Here is a 17035-nt window from a genome sequence, read left to right as displayed (position 1 = left end):
AAGCATCTGCCCACATAGCCGGACGTATGGGGCGAATTTAAAAACCAGTCGTTGATCATTTGCGCTCACATACAATTTCTAACAAATTTTTCGTACTTTCGGTACTTTCGGACACCCCCCGATTTTCTTTATAAACTAAAGGACCCCTCTCCAAAGATAGGGAAAAATATGGATGCATCGATCGTTGTGATATTGGCTTTGCTGTGTGTATTGGTAGTTGTCAACATCTTCATCAGCGTTAGAAAAAGGAACGAGACCAACATATCGCCGAGGCTTGAGAACAGGCTTGCTTCAATGGAATCATCTTTTGAGAAATTCGATCCTATGATACGCAGCGAATTCGTTCGTAACAGAGAAGAGAACAACAGGGCCGCACGCGAGAACAGAGAGGAACAGAGCATACAACAGGAGAAGATGCGCCAGGCGATCGACCTTCAGCTCAAAGAGATCCGCGCAGAGAATGAAAAGAAGCTTGAAGAGATGAGGAAGACCGTAGACGAGAATCTGAAAGAGACTGTTGAAAAAAGGTTCAACGAGTCTTTCAAACTCATCAGCGAAAGGCTTGAGCAGGTGCATAAAGGCCTCGGGGAGATGAAGCAGCTTGCTTCAGGCGTAGATGATCTTAGGAAGGTACTCATCAATGTCAAGACCAAAGGCAATCTGGGTGAGATACAATTAGGCTCCATTCTTGAGCAAATAATGTCATTCAATCAATTCGAAGCACAAAAGGCGGTCAAAGAAGGGAGTCAGGAGCGCGTCGACTATGTGATAAAACTGCCTGACAAGAACAGTTCCGACAGGACATTGCTGCTTCCGATCGATTCCAAGTTCCCGACGGAGGACTACCAAAGGCTGCTTGATGCCATTGAGGCCCGCATACCGGATAATGAAATGAGGTCTGTGTCGAACAGCTTTGAGGCATCGGTCAAAAAATGCGCCAAGGACATCCACGATAAATACATCAACCCGCCCGTGACGACCGACTTTGCGATAATGTTCGTCCCGACAGAAGGTCTCTATGCCGAGATAGTACGCAGGACAGAGTTGTTCGAAACACTCCAGAGGTCGTTCAAGGTAACAGTGGTGGGACCCACGAACCTTGCTGCGTTCCTTTCGAGTCTGCAGATGGGATTCAGGACGCTTGCGATAGAACGCCGTTCCAACGAGGTCTGGGAGATATTGGGTGTGGTGAAGACCGAGTTCAGGAAGTTCGGGGACGTTGTCGATAACATAAAAAAGAAGATCGATTCAGCTGCGAAAGAGATCGATTCCGTCGGCACCCGTACAAGAGCGATAGAACGCAGCCTGAAGTCTGTCTCAGAAACACAGAGTGAGAAACAGCCGTTGATCACCGGTTATATCTCTGATGACCCAGCCGATTAAAACACATGTGCCTGCGGAGTTCCGCAGGCACTTTAAAGTTTATCTGCTGTGCCTTATCATGAACTTCTCGAGCTTGTCGTACGCCTCTTCGATGATGTTCATCGGCGGTAACAGAATAGTTCTGAAATGACCTCCTCCGAACTCACTGTCGAAGCCTGAGCCGTGAACAAAGACCACTCCCTCTTCGTTGATCAGGTCGATCACAAAATCCTTATCGGTCTTCCAGTCGTAAAGCTCGACCTTCGGGAACATGTAGAAAGCACCCTTTGCTTTATTGGTGGTGATCCCCGGGATCTCGTTCAATCTTTTGTATGAGTAATCCCCTCTTTCTTTCAGTCTTTTGTTCATGTCCACTATGTAATCCTGAGGACCTTGCAGGGATACCCTCGCAGCCTCCTGGCAGGGGACGTTGGGACAGATCCTTGTGCGGAGCTGTTTCATCATTCCCTCGCGGATATCATCCATGAAATCGTCTTCATACATGAAGTAACAGTAACCTTCCCTCCAGCCGGGCATCAGATTCACTTTCGAGAATCCGTTGAATATCACCCTCGGAACGTCCGACGGAAGCTGAGACGCCGAGAAGTATTTTCCCTCGAACATCAGTTTGTCGTAAATCTCATCGGAGATCAGCGGTATCCCGTATTCAGCTGCGATGTCCCCCATCTCTCTGATGGTCTTTTCACTGTAAACGGCCGAAGTAGGGTTGTTCGGGTTGATGACAACGATCGCTCTGGTCTTATTTGTGATCCTTTTGCGGACCATATCGACGTCCAATCTCCAATCCTCTTCTTCGATCTGTCTGTACGGTACGACCTTGCCGCCGTAGAAGCGGATATACTGGGCGTAAGAGGGATATCCCGGACCCGGAAGGAGAACCTCATCCCCCGGTTCGAGAAGCGTCGCCATAAGGACGTTGATCCCCTCGCTGACCCCGCTTGTGATGTACACTCGGTCAGCATCTATTCTCGCACCGTGTTTCTCGTATTCTCGGTCGACTATCGCTTTTCTGAGAGACATCTCTCCCTGTGAGTCGCCGTATCCGTTATCGATGCAGTCCACAGCGCGCCTGAGCGTTGATTTGAAGTATTCCGGTGTCTCGAAGTCCCATTTGTTCGGGTCTCCGATGTTGAAGTTGTAAAGCTTCATACCCCTCTTTGCAGCTGCTGCGGCTGGAACTGTTACCTCGCGTATCGCGTAGTCCATGCTCATTGCCCTGCTTGAAGCTTTCATCTTCTGCATTTTTGATTCACCAGGCTCGAAAAGTTGGTTTAGTTATTTAAACAGTATTGTGAGACAGTTGTAAATATGAAAAATCGAAGTTGGCGACGCATATGGTGTTTGAAATCCCACGTGCACCGTAAGTGTTTTGGTGAAATTCAACGCTTACCGTTGATGGGTCTATCCTGGATCCAGCGACCGTTCTCATCCATTGGCGGTAATATGACCTTTTGGGTTTTCATATTTTTTTGCTCCCCACTTTGAAGACCTTCTGTGGAGGGCCTTTCTCTTCTTTTAAATATGTTCCTTATGCCCATTCTATCACCATGCCAATTACTGCGAACGCTGTTCCTGTCACCAATGACAACACAAGATATGTTATTCTCCTTTTAAGGATATAGTTATTGTCAGACATAGATTCGTACGACCTGACTGCCCCCTCAAAGAGTAAGGAGTAGAATCTAACAAAATCCCTTTTGTTAAAGACCTCAATTATTTCGTATAAATCAAAACCGGTGTGGAGACTCCAACTTTTCCACTCCCAGATGGTTGCTATGCCGATAAGGCAACATGTAAAAAGCGCAATAACGGATGCAATACCAGGAACGCTGCTGTGGCTTAGATGTACCATCTGTATGGTTTCCATAAGCAGAACAGACGCAAATGCCAAAATGATACCTATTGATTGCACCATTGTATTCTGTCTATCAGAAACCAACTCTAACTGCCTGTCGAAATCTTCTTTCAGCGTTTGGACTGCATTTGCAGTAGTTGCATCAAAACTATTGCTATGCATGTTATTTCTCCATCTATTCTGATTACTTCTTGTATCGTCAAATGATTTTATGGGAACCAAAGAGTCCAAAGGAACATCCGGATCCGAATTATTTTTTCTTCCATGAATGATGTTTCAGTCTGCCTGTTGATATAAAATAAAGCTATTACATGTAGCCTACATTTCCATTTTAATTATAACACGGTCACACCGTTTGATTTTTATCTCTGCCCGATATAGCTGACGGCATGGGCGCAATGATACTGGGTAAGAATCATCTCAGGTGGTGTTATTCATGCAACCTTCCGATAATGGAGAGCAAACTCTGCCCGGTATGCGGTGCCGAAACAAAAGAGATCGAATTGACCCCGCCCGCCGATGCGCGCCCCGCGTTCGATCACGACATCAGTTTAGTGAGAGGACTTGTCGATGATGATTTCGGGGAGGGTGCGGGAAAGGCGCTGCTCCCCGACGGCCATATTGTGCTGATGAGCAAGGCGCCATCCGTAGACAGGATGGACGAGGTCGTTGTCGACGGCGCGATAGTCGGAGCGATCAGATACGACATCGGCAACGGATGGAAGTTCATCGCCAGGATGCAGGGTGCGTTGCGGATAGGAAAGAAATTGTCCAAGGGATATGTCGTGTGCGATGCCGGTGCTGTCAAATTCATCAAAGAAAGCAAGAACCTGATGGCACCCGGAGTGAATGACGCACACCCCGATGTAAAGATCGGTGATGAGGTCATCATCGTAGATCCGGACATGAACGTTGTTGCGACCGGAAACGCCAAGATGTCTGCGGAAGAGATGAAGAACAGCGATAAAGGCGTAGCCGTCAAGACAAGATGGTACAAAACGGAAGAGTTCACAGATTTGCAGATTGAACACACTTGGGACGATGTAGTTGCGGCTAATCAGAGCATAATCGACAAGAGAGTTAACGAAGCGGTCGGCTTCATGAAGAACACGATCGAGAGGAACGATCTCCCCGCGGCAGTTTCTTTTTCTGGGGGAAAGGACAGTCTCGCATGTTTGCTGCTGGCACTTGATGCCGGATTGGATATTCCGATCCTTTTCATCGACACCGGATTGGAGCTGTCCGAGACGGTCCAGCACGTTCACGATGTCGTGAAGAGGCACGGTCTGACTCTGATCGAAGAGAAGGCACCGACCGATGCATTCTTCGGGAATGTTCGTTTCTTCGGGCCGCCGGCAAAGGATTTCAGATGGTGCTGTAAGACCAATAAACTCGGACCGACTGTTGCGGCGATAAACAAGAACTTCCCCGACGGCGTTTTATCTTTTATCGGACAGCGTAAATACGAGTCCGAAGCAAGAAGCGAAAAACCAAGGGTCTGGAGGAACCCATGGACCCCGGGACAATTGGGTGCATCACCGATACAGAATTGGTGTGCGATGCATGTCTGGCTATACATCTTTTCAAAGAAAGAACCATTCAATGTTTGGTACACACGAGGATTGGACAGGATCGGTTGTTTCCTTTGCCCCGCATCGGACCTTTCGGAGTTAGAGATAATATCCAAGGACAGCGATAGGTCCCCTCAGTGGAATAAGTTCCTCAGCGAGTACATCGAGGCGAACGGACTCCCTGTGGAATGGAAAGATTTCGGTCTTTGGAGGTGGAAGAATGCACCCCCGTCAATACGCGAAGAGGTAAAGAAAGTGACAGGAAAAGACGTTCCGGAATTTACAAAGAGGAAAGCCGTATCAGACAAGGGTCCAATCGCAATGAAGGTCCAGGAAGGGTATTCTCCGTGTGTGATCGGATACAGCATAGAGGCTGCGCTTTCAAGACCCATAGATCTCAAGAAACTGAAGCCGTTCACGCATGCGATCGGTTGGTCGGTGGAACTGGATGAGGAGAACGACATCCTCTCCGCAGACTACGTGACATTCTACGGTGCGGGATCCATCATCTGCAAGGCCAACGTGGAAAAGGATGCAAGGATCAGGATCGACGAGGCATTCCAACTGGTTGTACGTTCAGAACAATGCATCGGATGCGGCCTCTGTGTCGCAAGATGCACCCCGAAAGCGCTGTATATGAAGGACGGAAAGGTGGAGATACACGAGGACGAGTGCATATTCTGTAAGGATTGCTTCGGTCCGTGTCCGGCCGTCAAATTCGGTGCCGACGCCGCAGATGCGGTCGATCTTATATGAATCGGTTCCCGAACTCAAAGATATCATCGGAAAACAATAAATGTTCCCTGGAAGTATGCTGTGATAAGATGTCCCTAATAATTTACAACAACCTCACCAAAAAGAAAGAGGAATTCATACCTATCGAAGAAGGGAAGGTCAAGCTGTACGTGTGCGGAGTAACAGTGTACGATGACATACACATGGGCCACGCCAGAAGCATGATCGTCTTCGACACTTTGGTCAGGTATCTGAGATTCATCGGCTACGATGTCACCCATGTCACCAACTTCACAGATGTCGACGACAAGATAATCAACAAGGCCAACAAAGAAGGGACGGACCCGTTGGAACTTTCTGCGAGGTATATCGAAAGATACTTCGAAGATGCGGACAGCCTCGGAATAAAAAGAGCGGACATATACCCGAAAGCAAGCGAGAGCATGGCTCCGATAATAGAGATGATAGAAGAGATCATTGCGAACGGCTTTGCATATCCGACACCGGACGGCAGCGTATATTTTGAGGTCAGGAAGGTCAAGGAGTACGGAAAGCTTTCAAAACAGAAGCTCGACAGCATGGAATCATCGGGGAGAGTGGTCCTCGACGAGCAGAAGAAGGACCCGATGGATTTCGCCGTGTGGAAAGGCGCAAAATCCGGAGAATGCTCATGGGACTCGCCTTGGGGGAAAGGAAGGCCAGGCTGGCACATTGAGTGCTCGGCGATGATCAAACAGTATCTCGGAGACAAAATAGATATCCACGGCGGCGGAAGCGACCTGATATTCCCGCACCACGAGAATGAGATACTTCAGACTGAAGCGGTAACGCACGACATGCTCGCAAATTATTGGATGCACAACGGCATGCTTCAGGTAAAGGATGAGAAGATGTCTAAGTCACTGAACAACTTCTTCAGAGTACGGGATGTCAGCAAAAAGTTCGATTCCAATACAATAAGATTCTATTTCCTTAATACTCATTACAGCAGCCCCCTTGCATATGGGGAAGATATGCTTACAGAAGCTCAGTCCGCACTCAAAAGGCTGAAGAACAACTATGCCGAGCTGCTTGACTACTCAAAGAAAGGCCCCGGAGCGGACGATGACAGCTGCGACATACTCGAAAGCGCAAGGTATCGTTTCATGGATGCCATGAACGATGACATAAACACAAGCATTGCCATAGAGGTAATGTTCGAACTCGCACGCTCGACGAACAAGATGATGGCCGACAAGTCCCTTTCAAAGAGGACCGCCGCAAAGATAATAAAAATGATAGATGAGTTCAACACCATACTCGGAATACTGCCGGAAGATGATGACATGAAGGATGACGGAACAGCCGACGCGGCCATGGGCGTCTTGATCGAACTCCGCAAAGAGCTCAGAGCAAGGAAACAGTACGATCTTGCAGATATGATAAGGAACAAATTAGCTGAAGCGGGGATCGTTCTGGAGGACTCTGCGGACGGTATGAAATGGAAGAAGATGTGAACGTAAGGAAAAAAGCCGAACTCATCCTGGGAGGAGGGGTCAGGCTGCCCGAGGGGTTTGTTTTTCCGTTCAGGGTGTCAAGGTCTACCGCAGGACCGGGAGCCGGTTCATCATCGGCGGTTTTCTCTTTTTACGGACACAGAGTGAAAAAGAGCATTTCATATGACTCGGGGGAATTTGTTCTTATCGAGAATGACGGCATACTCTCAATGACCAGAGGCGGCGAGCCGTTCCTTGATGAAGTGAGGATCGAACCTGTTGTGTACCATTCCCCCGAACAGGCGTTCTTCAATATTGACCAAAGGTGCATGTACCACTGTGCTTTCTGCGTTTCACCTTTGTTAGGTAAGGAATTGAACAAAAGACTTACAGACAACGATATCGTAAGAATGACGAAAGAAGCCATTGGAAAACAGAAGGTTGTGTCAGTTTCACTTACAAGCGGCGTCGCGGACAGTGTGGATAAGACAGTGGATAGGTTTGTGTCGTGTGTATCAAAGCTCAGAAAAGAGTTCCCGGAACTGCCTATCGGTGTCGAACCCTATGTTTCAAAAAAAGAACACGTGAGGGCACTGAAGGAAGCGGGGGCGACCGAGATCAAACTGAATATACAGTCCCCGAACAGAAAGATATTCGAAAAAGCATGTCCCGATCTGGATTATGACCGTATCATTGAGCTGCTTCTGTATTCTGTTAATGTTTTCGGCCCGGGCATGGTAACATCGAATATGATATTCGGGATGGGGGAGACCGATGAAGAGATAGAAGATATGTTCGAGTTCTTCTGTTCAAGAGGGATAATACCGACGGTGCGCTCGATCCATATCAATTCAACGAACAGCTCCGCGTTGAGATCGACGATCGGGGAACAACCTGCAGTCGATGCAGAAAGGATAATGCGATTAGCCAGGATGCAGAAGAGGAAGCTTGCTGAATACGGTCTGGACACTAGAAACTGTCACACCATGTGCATAGAGTGCGGCTGCTGCGACATAGTGCCGTTCAGAGATATCTGATCCTTTTACCGAGCACGGACTGGAACTCGCACGCTTTACACTTTTCACCGAGAGTGGGCTCGCCGCAGGAGCATGCATGTAACCCGGAGGGCGGAAAATGTTCTGTCAGCATAGGTTTCAAAGTATCGTATGAAGAAAGGATGCTGAATTTCGAACCCGGAGATCTGTCCTCAAGTTGATCCACAACGTCCCTGTATTGATTCCTCAACGCGTCCATGTAATATGGACACTCTCCGTCCCAGAAAGGTATCCCGGAGACAATCGCATACAGAAGGGATTCTTTCTCAGGTATCATCCTCAGGGGGAGGAACCTCGGTATCAATCCGGGCTGCACTTTTGTATGCGGTCCGAGTCTGGCCAAACGTTCAACATCTCCCCTTACGATGTTCATCATTACCGACTGCGCCATATCATCAAGGTTATGTCCCGTGGCAAGGTACTTGGCGCCGACCTTTCTGGCCTGGTCGTTCATCAGCTTTCTTCTGAAGACACCGCAATATGTGCAGGGGCTGCTATCTCCGGTGACCCCGGCGATCATATCCATGCTCATTTCCATCTCGGAGAAGGCTCTTATATAGGAGGTGATGCCGCGTTCCCTGCAGAAATCTTTGACGATATCGATGCTAGGCGGTCTGTATCCAGCGATGCCCTCGTCGATGGTTATCGCACAAAGAGAAATGTCCCTTCTTTCTCCGAAGACCATGTCGAGGATATGGAGCGTCACCATGCTGTCCTTTCCTCCGGACACTGCGACGGCGATCGTGTCTCCCGAGTTCACATCGATCTGTTTGCGGATTTCTTTCTTCACCCGTTTTTCTACGTAGGACGTAAAATGTTCGCCGCATAGGTGGGACCCGTTATATCTTATCAAAGTTACTGCCTCGTGTGAACAAAGATCGCATTTCATTCTATCAGAACTCAACAAAATCATCTGAAACCGGTGTTTCAAGGAGATATTCTAATTTCTTTGCAAGTTCTTTCGGCGGGATGTCCGGAAGGGAAATATATGTGGTCCTGCCCCCGTCCGGTTCGCTTCTTACCATTGTTTCCAGAAGATTCATCTTTTCCATATCCTGGACATATGTCCAGAATTGGGTATGCTTTCTTGCAGGATGCCCGTATTCCTCGCATACGACCTCGTATGTTTTTTCCACCTTTGTTATGCTGACATACGGCTCTCCCTTTATTGCCCTCGCTATAGCCAGCAGTGCGATCTTCCTTTTAGTGTCCAGATTTGCGAGTTTGTTCTCAGACACATTAGAGTAGATCATCGCATTCGCAGATCTTACATCATCCGCCATTAACTTGCCGCCAGACCTTTCTTCGGCGATGTTCGCAGCCTTCTCCAACATCTCTATCACAAGGCGGGCGTCACCAAACCCCTTTCCGATATCCGCCAAAAGGTCTGCGACATCTATACTCATCGCGTTAGGAACAAGAGCCTCTTCTGCTCTCAAGATAACTATATCCTTCAGCTCGTTCTTTGTGTATTTGTCGAATTTGATGGCGTTAGCCCGCTTGAAACTGGAAAGAGAGGCGGTGTCCAGCATCTCGACGACAGCCTCCTGTGAGATCAATATCAGAGACACCGAGGAGTTGCGCAGTTCGTCGGTGAATCTTGTCAGCTGGTACATAAGGTCCTTTGTGCCGTTCTTAAGGAGCACGTCCACCTCATCCAGCACGATAACGTACGGTCTGCTTCCCTCATCCATATGTCTCTTCAAAGATCTGAGCATCTCTTCGACGGAGAACCCGCGGTCCGGGAATCCGGAGTCAAAATATCTTAAAAGGTGTATCAACACTCCGTGCTCGGTGTTCCTGATCCTGCAGTTGATGAATATGAGGCCGACCTGTTTATTTTTACCGGCGCAATATTTCAGCACATCTTCACAGAACCTTTTCGCAGTTGCGGTTTTGCCGGTCCCTACGCCTCCGTGCAGGAAGGCAGAACAAGACAGATTATCCGTTATCATTGGTTTGAAAAGCGTTTCGAGACGGCGCATCTGCTCTTCCCTGTGAACCAATTTCTCGGGGACATATTCGAAGGACAGTTTCTTGGCGTCCCTTATTACGGCAGACGATCTGTCGAACATCGTTAATTCCTGCTGAACCTCATGAATCCGCCGCAGCCGATGACTTCGATGCCTTTCTTCTCCCAGACATCGCATATTCTGTTTATTCCCAGTGAGTCGGAAGCCATGTGGCCCGAGATGATCATGTTGATGTTCTGTTTCTTTGCCTCTTCCAGATGATTCTCCGGGAAGTGCATCCCCACAACAGTACCGACCCCGGCCTGAGCGAGTTTTTCATACATCTCCTTCGGGCCGGATGTTCCGCCCGTCATTTTCGCTATTACCTTTCCGCAGCGGCTCTTTTTGTTTCCGACCATTATCTTCGGCGGGTCGTTGTATTTCGAAGCCAGTTTGAACTCGGGTTCGGTCATAAGAAGGTCGATAATATCCTCCAGATATTTCGGTTCGGCCTTCTCTATGAGATCTTCAAGGTAAAGCTGCACCATGTTGTCTGCGGGAGAATGGATATTGAACATCAGTATGTCCAAAAGCCTGGCGGCATCCACGGGCTGGTTGTAGTTTGAGCCCATGACATTCCTCGAGACCTCGTCCATCCTCGTTTTTATCAACCCTTCGGTAATATTGATCGGTATCCCGACATCGTGGAACATATCCGTCTGCATCCACATTACTTCCGGGAAAGGGGTCCTAGACATGCCCGTTGGATGATGTGCGACCACGGCCGATATCTTCTGACCCTTCTCTTTCAGACGGTCGGCAAGCATGATCTCTCCGGTACCGATGTCAATGCCCCAGATGAATCTCTCCGCTTCCGTTTCTTTTGCCAATTCTTCGCCCCAGGAGAGCCTGGAGTCGGAATATGGGTTCCAGAGTTTCTCTTTGTCAAAATATTCTTTTTTGTTCTTGGGAAGCTTGTCATACTCTTCTTTGGCATTCTTCAAGACAATATTGACCTCTTCTTTCGGTCTCGGGTCGTTCTTGATCCCTGTCTCTATCGCCAGTTTATAGGCATCGTAGACTTTCATATGATGTTCGAAATGACCGAGCTCATAATTAATCTTGTTATCGGCAATCATTTTTCAGAAAACTTTTATCATACACATATGCCATGGAGAGCCGTTAGCCATGAACGAGATTTGGACCGAGAGATACAGGCCGAAGGACCTTGACGAAGTAGTTGGTCAAAAACATATCACCGAGAGGCTCAAAGCTTACGTCTCGTCAGGCAATATGCCCCACCTTATGTTCGCCGGCCCGGCAGGCACCGGGAAGACAACATGCGCCATCGCATTGGCAAGAGGGTTATTCGGTGACGAATGGAAAGGGAATTTCGTCGAATTGAATGCCTCGGACGAAAGGGGGATAGATGTTGTAAGGGGAAAGATCAAAGAGGTCGCCAGGACCGCACCTCTCGGAAAAGCTGAATTCAAGATAATATTCCTCGACGAGGCAGATAATCTGACATCGGACGCACAAGCGGCCCTCAGAAGGACGATGGAGAAGTTCTCAAAAGTGTGCAGGTTCGTTTTCTCATGCAACTATTCGTCTAAGATCATCGACCCCATCCAATCAAGATGTGCGGTGTTCAGGTTCAGTCCTCTTCAAAAAGAGGACATCGAGAATTATCTAAAGAAGATAGTCGAAAAAGAGAAAGTGAAGATAGACAGTGATGCTTTAGAGGGACTGGTCCACGTTGCAAGAGGAGATATGAGGCGTGCGGTGAACTCGCTTCAGGTCGCAGCCTCTTTAGGAAAGCAGATCACAATGGATGTTATCTATCAGACAACGGGAATGGCAAAGCCCGAAGAAATAAAGAAAATGATGGAGACGGCATTAGCGGGGAATTTCATCGGTGCCAGAGATATGCTTGATAACATCATGATATCGTACGGCCTTTCCGGACAGGACGTTATCAAGCAGATACACACATCATTCTATGACCTCAGCATAACCGATTCCGAGAAGGTCAGGCTGATCGACAAGACCGGAGAGATCGAGTTCAGGATCGTAGAGGGAAGCAACGAGAGGATACAGCTCGAAGCCTTGCTGGCATACCTGGTGATGATGGGCGGAAATAAGAGATAAAGAGGGGAACAATGTACGACAAAGACCTTTACGATGCGATATGGAGGCGGACATCTGTAAGAAAGTACCTTGACAAGAGGATAGAAGAGAAAAAGATCGAACTCCTTGAGAAATCGATCTCCGAACTTAACGAGATCTCCGGGCTTACAATGGAGTTCGTAGAGAATTTTGACTCCTTCAAATCCATCCTTACAATAAACTTCAAGAATGTCCGATCTGCAATAGTGGTCAAAGGAAAGACCAATGATCCGGATCTGAAAGAGAAGTGCGGATATTACGGGGAGAGAGTAGTGCTCGAGGCAACTTATCACGGACTGGGCACATGCTGGGTGGCCGGCTTCAATAAAAGGAGCAAATCCCTGGATACAAAGGACGACGAGACTGTTGTATGCGTTATTTCCATCGGATACGGTGAAGAAGGCATGGGCATTTCGACAAAGGTCCCGAACGCTCCGCACCGCAAAACAAAAAGCATATCCGAATTCCTCGGCGGGAACAAGGAGGTACCGGAATGGATAGAGTCGGCAATGAAGGCAGTCCAGTTCGCACCGACCGCAATGAACAGTCAAAAGGCCAGATTCAGTTATTCTGACGGAAAACTCTCCGTTCATATACCGGAGGGGAATCTGACAATGATCGACCTTGGTATAACCAAACTTCACTTCGAATTGGCGGCAGGCGGTAAGTTCTCAATGGGCACACCGGCCGAATTCAAGAAAAGCCAGTGAGACCGGTCATTTTTTCGAGAAGATCCTCATTGTATATCCGTCAACGAAGGATGCGGGAAGGATCCTCGATGAGAATGCCAAGAGTTTATTGTACAGCCCCGGAGTGTGTTTTATTCTACCCTTCATCATACTTTCATACCCCGCATCCGCAACCATTTCGGCACTCATGACATGTTTGCTGAAAGCCTGAGTCCCCACCAGGCCGGATCTCTTTGCGAAGTTTGTTTCCGTCGCTCCGGGGCAAAGGACTGTCACACTGACGCCGGTACCTTTCAGTTCGGTCCTTATCGCTCTTGAAAAGAAAAGGACGTATGCTTTCGATGCCGAATATACGGCGTTCAAGGCACACGGAGCATATGCCACCATCGATCCCAAGAACAATATCCTGCCGCTCTTCCTCTCTACCATTCCAGGAAGGATCAATTTGGTGAATTCTGTGATAAAGACGACGTTCAGCTGTATCATTTCTTTTCTTTTTCGATATCTGTGTCAACAAACCTTCCGGACACGTCGAATCCGGCATTGTTGACTAGATAGTCGACGCTGACATTCAATTCGCACAGTCTTTGAAAGACGGTCTGCGCCGAACCCGCCTGCCCAAGATCTTGTTGGATGGACCACACCTTGATCCCATATTTTTGTTGAAGGTCTTCCTGTTGTTTCATCAGCTTCTCTTTGTTTCTGGATATCAGTATGATGTCTGTTTTTTCCTTTGCGAATCTCTCGCATAAAGCATATCCGATGCCGCTTGTTGTTCCAGTTATGGCCGCCACTTTATTCATAAAAACACTTCGTTACTCTCGAGACCAATATGTCAGGGCGACGTATCCCCGATAATGTTTTTTGCTTCTTCATTACCTCTTGCGGCAGCTTTCCTGAACCACTTCATGGCGTTGCTGCTGCTCTTTACCATCCCCTCCCCGCTCAGCGACATCTTTCCAAGTTGCAGCATCGCTTCGGGGTTTCCGTCATCTGCCGCTTTTATCAACAGCTTTGCCGCTTTGTCTGGGTCCTTTTTCAATCCTCTACCTTCGAATATCATCATTCCGAGCCTGAACATAGCTTTTTGGTGCCCGTGTTCAACACATTTGGAATAGATCTTAATAGCTTCCGTCTCGTCCGACGGTATGCCTCTGCCTTCCTCTTTCATAACGCCTATTCTGTAGTACGCGGCCATGCTGCCGTTCTCAGCAGCCTTCGTATACCATTTCAGGGCCTCGTTCCAATCCTGCTCGGTACCGAGACCCTCCGAATACATGTGGGCGAGGTTGAATTGAGCTCTGGTATACTCCTGTTCTGCCGACTTCTTGTACAGCCCGAACGCCTTCTCGACATCCTGGTTCGCACCGTATCCGTGGGTGAGCATATAACCCATGTTGCATTGTCCTTCCGGATCGCCCTGCCTAGCAGACAACCGGAACCACATGAACGCTTTGTCGAGATCCTTCTGCACGCCGTTGCCATCAAAATAAATGTAACCCAGTGCATTCTGCGCATGAGGATCGCCTCCCGAAGCGGCATCCATCACTTCTTTGAATCCCATGCGCTCACCTCATGACCGCTACCGAGTTTCTGACATGTATCTCGGGATTGTCCATATAGAGGCTGAGCCGGTAATAGGCTGCCAAGTATCCGTTGGCTGCCGCCTTTGTATAATATTTTATGGCTTCTTCTTTGTCCTTCTTGACGCCTCTCCCTTCTTCATATAACATGCCGAGCATGAATTGCGCGTCTTCAGAATCCACTAATGATGCTTTTGTCAACAACGCGATGGCTGTATTATCATTCCTTTTCACGTGTATTCCCGTATGGTACAGCATTGCTAATGTGAACAGCGCATCCGGATTTCCGAGGTCTGCCGCCATTCTGTAGAAGGAAAACGCTTTCTCATCGTCACCCTCTTCAAAGAATCTGTCTGCGGTGACGAGTGCCTGTTCTCTGACAAGCTTTTCTTTTTCAACGCCTGTGTTCATAATTCTTGCTTCTCTTTCCTCAAGAGAGTCGCGTGCACCGCCGTCAAGGGCCGAAAGCACGGCACGCCAGCATAAGATGCATTTCTCGTGCCCCATATCGGCCCCCATCTTATACCATCTGCCCGCTTCGTAGGGATCTGTCTTGATATTCAGCAGACCGTATTCGAAATTCCTGCCGATCCAATAGAACAGCTCACCGTTCCCCCGGAGACCGATCTTTGTATACCATTCTTCACGTTTGGATAGGTCACGGTCAACGCCGATTCCGTTCCCATACATGTAACCCAATATGAATTGTCCCATCAGATTGTCTTGACGCGCTGCGGAATTGATCCATTGGAATGCGCGTTCCTCATTTATTTCCACATGGTCGCCGATAAGATGGGCGATACCCAGTTCGACCTTTGCTTCCGGAACCCCCGATTCCGCCGCCGCTTTCAGATACTTAATGAATTTTTCATTATCTCTCTCGGCTATCGTTCCGTCTCTGAATATTTTCGCTAACTCCCATTTTGCCCGTGAGCATCCGGAATTGGATGATTTTATGTACCATTTGACAGCAAGGTCCGAATCGGGGTCGATGTTCTTCCCATGGTGGTACATATAGGCCAGACCAAGCCTTGCATACGGGTCTCCCCTTTCAGCATCCTGAAATATGGTCAGGTCATTCGTGTTCCTTCCGGGCATATCAATGCATCCTCTCAGTTTTTATTTTTTCAAGGAGTTTTTTCGCATCCGGATCTCCTTGTTTTGCCGCCATCGAAAGATATTTTTTCGCACGCGGTATGTTTCTCTTTACGATCTTGCCTTCCATATAGATCTTTCCGAGGTAAAATTGTCCTTCGAAGTATCCGTAATCTGCGGATTCGTTCAAAAGCCTCATGCCCTCGTCAATATCCTGTTCCACACCTCTGCCGTTGATCGTAAGCATTCCGAGGAATGCTTTTGCGCCCGGGTGTCCTTGTTCAGCAGCCTGCCCCAACCACAGTGCGGCATCCTTCTCGCTTTTTTCCACTCCCCTCCCTTCATAGTAGAAACAGCCGAGGCTGTATTGAGAGTTGACCTCCCCCATCTCCGCAGCCTCGGTGAAGTATTTGACGGCCATTTTATCGTCTTTATTGTAGTAATCTCCGTTCCCATACATAACGGCAAGAGCGTATTGTGCGTAACCGTTGCATGATGCGGCCGCCTTCTCAAACCATTCGGCGGCGATCGCAGGGTCCCTCTTCAGGACATCTCCCTCGAATCTCATGTTCGCATAATCTACCATCGCCTGTTGGAATCCGGACCTGCAAGAGGCTTCCAGTAGACTCACGGCCTTTTCTTCATTCCGTTTCACACCGTTGCCGTAGGCATACATCATTCCCAGCTGATATTGTGCCTCACCGTGTCCCTGTGCAGAGGCTTTTTCAAGATAGTGAACGGTCTTTGCGGGGTCGAATTGTCTTGTTTTTTGGACAGAGTGAATGGCAGCGAGAGAATATTGGGCATCTGCGCTGCCGGCTTCCGCGGCGAGCTGATACCATATAAGCGCCTGCTTGATATCTGGTTCGGTAAAGCAAAGCCCCGTCTCGTACATTTCCCCCATGTGGTACATAGCATCGGCACTGCCGTTCTCAGCCGCTTTTTTCAGCCAGAACACAGCTTTATCTTTGTCTTTGCTGACGCCCTTCCCCATCAGATACATGAATCCTACTGTGTTCTGTGCGAATACATCATCCTCTTCTGCGCAGATAGTGTACCATTTTATCGCAACGCGGTGGTTCTTCTTCGCGGGGGGTCTTCCTTCGGTGTAGATATCGAACAGCTCCCTGCATGCATCTGTGTTCCTCTGTTCACCCCTTAATTTAAGTGAAATGAGTTTGTCGAGTTCAGCGGCGTTGACGTTTTTATCGATCTCGTCCTTCAGTATGATCGCATCCTCATTTCCGGACGCCGCAGAAAGGACCAGCAGGTCCGTTGCCGTTACGTTATCCTTCAGAACAGATGTCCCCGTCAATAAGAAAAGGGAAAAAAGGTATTGAGCTGCGCCGTTGCCTTCGGAGGACAACCTCTCAAGCATTTCAGCTGCTTTATTCAGATCGTATCTCGACGATGCGCAGTCCATGTGCGAACGTGCTTCTGAAAAACTGCCGTCATACCTTTCCGAGGGCATGATTA

Annotated in this window: 16 protein-coding genes; 6 read left to right on the top strand and 10 right to left on the bottom strand. The window is 48.4% G+C overall.

Translation table 11 applies throughout. The features are described from left to right. The first annotated feature begins 168 nt into the window (after window positions 1-168). A complete protein-coding gene (rmuC, locus tag Mpt1_RS03280; protein WP_048112113.1) occupies window positions 169-1383 on the top strand; it encodes a DNA recombination protein RmuC in 1215 nt (404 codons plus the stop codon). A gap of 39 nt (window positions 1384-1422) precedes the next feature. On the opposite strand, the gene Mpt1_RS03275 is transcribed toward rmuC, so the two are convergent. Both Mpt1_RS03275 and Mpt1_RS03270 read right to left on the bottom strand, forming a co-directional pair. Then, window positions 1423-2625 carry an aminotransferase class I/II-fold pyridoxal phosphate-dependent enzyme gene (locus tag Mpt1_RS03275; RefSeq protein WP_082007235.1) on the bottom strand — a complete coding sequence of 401 codons (1203 nt, stop codon included), beginning with the start codon at window positions 2623-2625 and terminating at the stop codon, window positions 1423-1425. A gap of 286 nt (window positions 2626-2911) precedes the next feature. Next, window positions 2912-3460, bottom strand: a complete 549-nt coding sequence (locus Mpt1_RS03270) for a hypothetical protein (protein WP_148305817.1) — start codon at window positions 3458-3460, stop codon at window positions 2912-2914. Between the two features lie 167 nt (window positions 3461-3627). On the opposite strand from Mpt1_RS03270, the gene Mpt1_RS03265 reads away from it, so the two are divergent. The 3 genes from Mpt1_RS03265 (at window position 3628) to Mpt1_RS03255 (ending at window position 8056) form a co-directional block, all read left to right on the top strand. Beyond that, a complete protein-coding gene (locus Mpt1_RS03265) occupies window positions 3628-5565 on the top strand; it encodes a phosphoadenosine phosphosulfate reductase domain-containing protein (protein ID WP_048112109.1) in 1938 nt (645 codons plus the stop codon). Window positions 5566-5633: 68 nt separating this feature from the next. Further along, window positions 5634-7040 carry a cysteine--tRNA ligase gene (cysS, locus tag Mpt1_RS03260; protein ID WP_048113766.1) on the top strand — a complete coding sequence of 469 codons (1407 nt, stop codon included), beginning with the start codon at window positions 5634-5636 and terminating at the stop codon, window positions 7038-7040. Further along, window positions 7025-8056: a radical SAM protein gene (locus tag Mpt1_RS03255; RefSeq protein WP_048112107.1), complete on the top strand. Its 1032-nt coding sequence runs from the start codon at window positions 7025-7027 to the stop codon at window positions 8054-8056. The genes cysS and Mpt1_RS03255 overlap by 16 nt, the downstream gene beginning before the upstream one ends. On the opposite strand, the gene Mpt1_RS03250 is transcribed toward Mpt1_RS03255, so the two are convergent. Genes Mpt1_RS03250 through Mpt1_RS03240 form a run of 3 tightly spaced genes read right to left on the bottom strand, consistent with a single transcriptional unit; the run spans window position 8043 to window position 11114 of the window. Next, the gene (locus tag Mpt1_RS03250) at window positions 8043-8963 is read right to left on the bottom strand and encodes a TIGR00269 family protein (RefSeq protein WP_048112105.1); all 921 of its coding nucleotides are present in this window, start codon (window positions 8961-8963) and stop codon (window positions 8043-8045) included. The genes Mpt1_RS03255 and Mpt1_RS03250 overlap by 14 nt on opposite strands. A 4-nt stretch (window positions 8964-8967) precedes the next feature. Beyond that, complete coding sequence (locus tag Mpt1_RS03245; RefSeq protein WP_048112091.1) at window positions 8968-10149, bottom strand: Cdc6/Cdc18 family protein; 1182 nt, start codon at window positions 10147-10149, stop codon at window positions 8968-8970. Between the two features lie 2 nt (window positions 10150-10151). After that, window positions 10152-11114, bottom strand: coding sequence for a hypothetical protein (locus Mpt1_RS03240; RefSeq protein WP_048113764.1), 963 nt, complete (start codon window positions 11112-11114; stop codon window positions 10152-10154). A gap of 100 nt (window positions 11115-11214) precedes the next feature. Here Mpt1_RS03240 and Mpt1_RS03235 point away from each other — a divergent pair, with 100 nt between their 5' ends. Together Mpt1_RS03235 and Mpt1_RS03230 are read left to right on the top strand one after the other, a co-directional pair. Continuing rightward, window positions 11215-12174 carry a replication factor C small subunit gene (locus tag Mpt1_RS03235; RefSeq protein ID WP_048112089.1) on the top strand — a complete coding sequence of 320 codons (960 nt, stop codon included), beginning with the start codon at window positions 11215-11217 and terminating at the stop codon, window positions 12172-12174. Between the two features lie 11 nt (window positions 12175-12185). Further along, a complete protein-coding gene (locus Mpt1_RS03230; RefSeq protein ID WP_048112087.1) occupies window positions 12186-12902 on the top strand; it encodes a nitroreductase family protein in 717 nt (238 codons plus the stop codon). Window positions 12903-12908: 6 nt separating this feature from the next. Here the strand turns inward: Mpt1_RS03230 and Mpt1_RS07865 are convergent, their stop codons facing one another. From Mpt1_RS07865 to Mpt1_RS03210, 5 genes are read right to left on the bottom strand one after another with little or no spacing between them, the layout of a single operon-like run. After that, window positions 12909-13367, bottom strand: a complete 459-nt coding sequence (locus Mpt1_RS07865; RefSeq protein WP_052399267.1) for an SDR family NAD(P)-dependent oxidoreductase — start codon at window positions 13365-13367, stop codon at window positions 12909-12911. Further along, on the bottom strand, window positions 13364-13684 hold the full coding sequence (locus tag Mpt1_RS07860; RefSeq protein WP_052399266.1) for an SDR family NAD(P)-dependent oxidoreductase: 321 nt from the start codon (window positions 13682-13684) through the stop codon (window positions 13364-13366). The genes Mpt1_RS07865 and Mpt1_RS07860 overlap by 4 nt, the downstream gene beginning before the upstream one ends. A gap of 32 nt (window positions 13685-13716) precedes the next feature. Continuing rightward, complete coding sequence (locus Mpt1_RS03220) at window positions 13717-14445, bottom strand: SEL1-like repeat protein (protein ID WP_048112084.1); 729 nt, start codon at window positions 14443-14445, stop codon at window positions 13717-13719. A gap of 4 nt (window positions 14446-14449) precedes the next feature. Beyond that, window positions 14450-15562, bottom strand: coding sequence for a tetratricopeptide repeat protein (locus Mpt1_RS03215; protein WP_048112083.1), 1113 nt, complete (start codon window positions 15560-15562; stop codon window positions 14450-14452). A 1-nt stretch (window position 15563) separates the two neighbouring features. Then, the gene (locus Mpt1_RS03210; RefSeq protein WP_048112081.1) at window positions 15564-17030 is read right to left on the bottom strand and encodes a tetratricopeptide repeat protein; all 1467 of its coding nucleotides are present in this window, start codon (window positions 17028-17030) and stop codon (window positions 15564-15566) included. Window positions 17031-17035 lie beyond the last annotated feature (5 nt).

It is taken from the genome of Candidatus Methanoplasma termitum, from assembly GCF_000800805.1.
Classification (GTDB): Archaea; Thermoplasmatota; Thermoplasmata; order Methanomassiliicoccales; family Methanomethylophilaceae; genus Methanoplasma; species Methanoplasma termitum.
The sequence above is the reverse complement of the archived record's forward strand: the minus strand, read 5'-3'. Positions and strand labels throughout refer to the sequence as shown.

Bases quoted from the DNA above. Each gene is read 5' to 3' on its own strand.
- Mpt1_RS03235 (WP_048112089.1), top strand. From the start codon at position 11,215: ATGAACGAGATTTGGACCGAGAGATACAGGCCGAAGGACCTTGACGAA.
- Mpt1_RS03265 (WP_048112109.1), top strand. From the start codon at position 3,628: ATGGGCGCAATGATACTGGGTAAGAATCATCTCAGGTGGTGTTATTCA.
- Mpt1_RS07865 (WP_052399267.1), bottom strand. From the start codon at position 13,367: ATGATACAGCTGAACGTCGTCTTTATCACAGAATTCACCAAATTGATC.
- cysS (WP_048113766.1), top strand. From the start codon at position 5,634: ATGTCCCTAATAATTTACAACAACCTCACCAAAAAGAAAGAGGAATTC.
- Mpt1_RS03245 (WP_048112091.1), bottom strand. From the start codon at position 10,149: ATGTTCGACAGATCGTCTGCCGTAATAAGGGACGCCAAGAAACTGTCC.
- Mpt1_RS03215 (WP_048112083.1), bottom strand. From the start codon at position 15,562: ATGCCCGGAAGGAACACGAATGACCTGACCATATTTCAGGATGCTGAA.
- Mpt1_RS03220 (WP_048112084.1), bottom strand. From the start codon at position 14,445: ATGGGATTCAAAGAAGTGATGGATGCCGCTTCGGGAGGCGATCCTCAT.
- Mpt1_RS07860 (WP_052399266.1), bottom strand. From the start codon at position 13,684: ATGAATAAAGTGGCGGCCATAACTGGAACAACAAGCGGCATCGGATAT.
- Mpt1_RS03210 (WP_048112081.1), bottom strand. From the start codon at position 17,030: ATGCCCTCGGAAAGGTATGACGGCAGTTTTTCAGAAGCACGTTCGCAC.
- Mpt1_RS03250 (WP_048112105.1), bottom strand. From the start codon at position 8,963: ATGAAATGCGATCTTTGTTCACACGAGGCAGTAACTTTGATAAGATAT.
- rmuC (WP_048112113.1), top strand. From the start codon at position 169: ATGGATGCATCGATCGTTGTGATATTGGCTTTGCTGTGTGTATTGGTA.
- Mpt1_RS03240 (WP_048113764.1), bottom strand. From the start codon at position 11,114: ATGAAAGTCTACGATGCCTATAAACTGGCGATAGAGACAGGGATCAAG.
- Mpt1_RS03230 (WP_048112087.1), top strand. From the start codon at position 12,186: ATGTACGACAAAGACCTTTACGATGCGATATGGAGGCGGACATCTGTA.
- Mpt1_RS03275 (WP_082007235.1), bottom strand. From the start codon at position 2,625: ATGCAGAAGATGAAAGCTTCAAGCAGGGCAATGAGCATGGACTACGCG.
- Mpt1_RS03255 (WP_048112107.1), top strand. From the start codon at position 7,025: ATGGAAGAAGATGTGAACGTAAGGAAAAAAGCCGAACTCATCCTGGGA.